The sequence below is a fragment of the Campylobacter concisus genome (assembly GCF_902460535.1).
GTDB classification, from domain to species: Bacteria; Campylobacterota; Campylobacteria; order Campylobacterales; family Campylobacteraceae; genus Campylobacter_A; species Campylobacter_A concisus_AS.
This window is the reverse complement of sequence record NZ_CABPTV010000013.1, coordinates 1-3987: the sequence shown is the minus strand read 5'-3', so window position 1 is coordinate 3987 and position 3987 is coordinate 1. Positions and strand designations below refer to the sequence as shown.

5 protein-coding genes and 1 pseudogene are annotated in these 3987 nt (G+C 29.4%); all 6 read right to left on the bottom strand.

What is annotated here, in order from left to right; genetic code table 11:
• A partial coding sequence (locus tag FZ945_RS09685) for a WxcM-like domain-containing protein (RefSeq protein WP_148804168.1) occupies positions 1-374 on the bottom strand: 374 nt, incomplete at its 3' end.
• Entirely contained in the window at positions 362-1453 is a 1092-nt protein-coding gene (rfbG, locus tag FZ945_RS09680; RefSeq protein WP_148804166.1) for a CDP-glucose 4,6-dehydratase, read from the bottom strand. The genes rfbG and FZ945_RS09685, both read right to left, overlap by 13 nt.
• 3 nt (positions 1454-1456) lie before the next feature.
• Positions 1457-2233, bottom strand: a complete 777-nt coding sequence (rfbF, locus tag FZ945_RS09675) for a glucose-1-phosphate cytidylyltransferase (protein ID WP_148804164.1) — start codon at positions 2231-2233, stop codon at positions 1457-1459.
• A 19-nt stretch (positions 2234-2252) separates the two neighbouring features.
• The gene (locus FZ945_RS09670; protein WP_103594375.1) at positions 2253-2984 is read right to left on the bottom strand and encodes a LicD family protein; all 732 of its coding nucleotides are present in this window, start codon (positions 2982-2984) and stop codon (positions 2253-2255) included.
• Positions 2974-3606 carry a class I SAM-dependent methyltransferase gene (locus FZ945_RS09665; RefSeq protein WP_103630499.1) on the bottom strand — a complete coding sequence of 211 codons (633 nt, stop codon included), beginning with the start codon at positions 3604-3606 and terminating at the stop codon, positions 2974-2976. Before FZ945_RS09665 ends, FZ945_RS09670 begins: the two co-directional genes overlap by 11 nt.
• Positions 3607-3611: 5 nt before the next feature.
• Positions 3612-3987, bottom strand: a pseudogene (locus FZ945_RS09930) (hypothetical protein); the annotation flags it as partial.

Genomic DNA, 3987 nt, shown 5'->3' with positions numbered 1-3987 from the left:
CTAATAGACTCGTTAGGATCATGCTCTATGCTTGCAATATTTAAAAGCATATTATTCTTTCCGAGACCACAAAAAGCCATCCATAGCCCATTTTTTATTGTTAATCTTTTATAATTTTTATGAGATAAATTTACACTAAAGAATTCTTTTTTTATATCATCATAGATTACAAATTTAATCTCTCCCAAACAGACTACAAGATTAAGCACCATTTGATTGTGTTTTTTCCAACCTTTTATCTCTTTTTCGTTTATGGTTGAAAAATACGCCTCGCCAAAACCACAAAAACCATAATCACTTTGTTTCATCGCATGAAAAATGTCACCCTTTGGATTATAAATTTGTTTTAATGGTGTTAAAATCACTCCGTCCATGATAATGCTCTATTTTTTGCAATATTTTCATATTCTATTATTTGCTCTGTTGTCTTTTTAAACATATCTGAGTTTTTTTTGTAAAAGTCATAATACCACTGTGAGGTAAACTCAATTGTTTCTTTATACTCTAAGCTTGCATGCCATTTAAGATAGTGCAACGCCTTGTCGCAATTTAGCTTTAGTAATTTAGCTTCGTCAAAAATTATTTCATCTACAACATTATATATATCTTTTAAACTCCAAATTTTACTAAGATCCACCAATAATTCTGCCACACTATGATTTTGTTCAGCTCTTGGACCAAAGTTAAAACATTCGTGATTTAAACTATCGTCTAAAGATAGTACCATAGCCAAATTTAAATAACCACTAAGTGGTTCAAGAACATGTTGCCATGGTCTTGTAGATTTTGGAGATCTAATATTTACAGCCTTGTTTTTACTCCATGCCATCATACTATCCACTACAATTCTATCTTTAGCCCAATCCCCGCCACCAATTACATTTCCTGCTCTTACTACACCTATCCTTATATTTTTAATCTCTTTAAAAAATGAATTACAATAGGATTTAATAATGAGCTCTGCTGCGCCCTTAGACCCACTATAAATGTCTTTTCCACCAAGCGCATCATTTTCTTTATATCCCCAAACTTGTTCAATATTATCATAAGCCTTATCGCTTGTTATAATTATAGCCGTGCATTCGTGCTTTGCTTTTCTTAATATCTCTAAAATATTTGTGGTACCTATAACATTTGAGGTTATGGTTTCTATTGGATCCTCATATGAAACAGAAACGATTGGTTGGGCTGCCAAATGAAAAACAAAATCCGGTTTTTCATTAAGAAAAATTTCTTCTAAAATTTTCAAATTACGAATATCAACTCTATAATCTTTTTTAATTTTATCTTTTAAATTTAACAGACCAAACATGGATGGATTTGTTGGGATATCCTTTGAAATTCCAATAACAACTGCGCCTACTTTTAAGAGCCATGTGCTAAGCCAACTACCCTTAAAGCCTGTATGCCCTGTAATTAAAACTTTTTTATTTTCAAAAACATTTTTGAACATTTTTTATTTCCAAATTTTCCACTCTGCTTTATTTTCTCGCCACATTTCATTTAGTTTATTTTTATCTCTTAGCGTATCCATTGGCATCCAAAAACCATGATGTTTGTAAGTAAATATCTCCCCATCTTGAGCAAGTCTCATAAGTGGCTCTTGCTCAAAAACAGTACTTTCATCGTCATCTATATAATCAAACACTTCCGGCTCACAAACAAAAAAACCTGCATTTATCCAACTGCCATCACCTTTTGGCTTTTCTTTAAATTGTAGCACTTGATCTTGATCTGAAATTTCTAAAGCGCCAAATCTTCCATCTGGCTGCGCTGAAGTCATTGTTACTATTTTTTTATGAGATGAGTGAAATTTTAAAAGGTCGTCTATTTTTATATTAGCTACACCATCTCCATATGTTAGCATAAAAGCATTATCTCCTACGATTTTTTTAGCTTTTTTGATTCTAGCCCCAGTCATACTATTTAAACCTGTGTCTAGTAGAGTAACTCTCCATGGTTCGCTAGTGTTATTTAATATCTCAATTTTACCACTAGCTATGTCAATAGTTATATCACTTCTATGTAAAAAATAATTTGCAAAAAATTCTTTTATATAGTAGCCCTTATAGCCCAATAAAATTACAAAATCATTAAACCCGTAGTGGCTATAAATTTTCATAATATGCCAAAGGATAGGCTTACCACCAATTTCAACCATGGGTTTTGGTCTAATATCCGTCTCTTCACTTAGCCTAGTTCCAAACCCACCAGCAAGTAATAAAACTTTCATAAACAAATTCCTTTTCTAATTACATGTTTATTAAATTATTTGCCTCATTGTACCAAACATAATTTTTTTTTGGGACTCTCCAATCTTTACCATACGTCATTTCTAAACATTTTTCAGAATCTATTGGAACAGGAACAACTTCATCTAAAAAAACAATGTTTTTAAATTCCATTAAATTTATATCATAGCTATATCCAGTATAACAAAAGCTTTTTATAGCATTCTCATAGATTATTTTTCTAGTATTCTTTTTGATAAATGGCTTTATTAGCTTTGTTACTTTTATTAATAAAAATTTTAATAAATCTTTTATGTTTTTAATCTCAAGGTCAATAACAATATTATTATCAAGTGAATGCATAATCATTGCGATAAAATTTAAAAATTTATTTTTAAGATTTGTTTTTTTTGGAACTATCCATCTAACTGAAGCAACATTATCTTTTACATCATAAAAACTAATATCTACTTTTTTAGAACCGTTTGTAAAATGCAAACAATCCATCTCACCTAGAATAATTTCTTGTTTAAAACCACTGTCCTTAAAAAGTTTTTCTATGTCTTCCGTTTTTACTTTTTTTTTCCAAACAGCGAAATCTATATCATGATCCCATGGTAAAATCATATTATCTCTTATTATGCCCAATAAAGTACCATGACAAACCCAGTACTCACACTTTATACTGCGTAGAAGCTGATTTACTTTTTTAAATAAAATTTCATCTTCACTATATGAATAATCATTTTTCAAGTATTATCCTCATCAAAACAGGATTATCATTCTTATAAATGGATAAGTTGTTTTTTTCCGTAAAATATCTTAGCTTAAAACCAAGCTTCAAGACATGTTTCAAAAAAACATCCGAATTAATAAATCGTCTATTATGATCGGTAAAGAATGTATCGTCTCCCATGTTGCGTCCAACACCACATAATGGATCTTTTGTTGTTCTTACCTCTATACAAAATAACCCATTTTGCCTAAGGTTATCATATACTTTTTTTACTATTTCTTCTTCTTCTGTCTTTGTAATAGCATGCATCGTAAATCTAGAATAAAATACATCTATATCACCATATTTAGAATAATCATCGGTTACAAAATTAGCTACTTTAATAGTTAAATTATCTTTTAAAGAAATATGTTCTTTGCTTTCTATCACAATACTGCTTTGATCAATTGCTATTACATTATGCTTTTTAGCAGCGAAAAAAATAGAATCTCTACAATTCCCAGAACCTAGTTCAATAATATTTAACTTTTTATCTTTGAAAAATTCTTCTTGACAAAAACTAGCAAAAGTGCTTTGTTGTTTTATAACACTATCTCCAGTATGTTGCTTATAAAATTCATCCCAATAACTCTTATCCATACTTTTTACCCTTTTAATTTTATATAAACAAATCCCACTATCTTCTTTAAAAGCATTTTCACATCTTCTGACTTCATAGCAAAAACCTGTGGAAAAATGATTGTTCCTATTATACATAAACAAACATAAAAAATGCCACAAGCAATGAAATTTATAACAATACTATCGAAAATAGCTATATATTCTGATAAAATACCAAACAAAACAAAAAATAAAAGTGAATAAATTTGGTGTTTAATAAAAAATAATATTTTTGTATTTAAGTTTCTAGTGGCAAAATAGAGTAACACATTTACACTTATTGCTTGCACCAATACCATTTTAACTACTAATCCAGTAGCACCCAGATTTAAAAAATATATTACAACTATACTAATTATG

Excerpts from the sequence above, each read along its gene's own strand:
- rfbG (WP_148804166.1), bottom strand. The coding sequence starts at position 1,453 with ATGTTCAAAAATGTTTTTGAAAATAAAAAAGTTTTAATTACAGGGCAT.
- rfbF (WP_148804164.1), bottom strand. The coding sequence starts at position 2,233 with ATGAAAGTTTTATTACTTGCTGGTGGGTTTGGAACTAGGCTAAGTGAA.
- FZ945_RS09665 (WP_103630499.1), bottom strand. The coding sequence starts at position 3,606 with ATGGATAAGAGTTATTGGGATGAATTTTATAAGCAACATACTGGAGAT.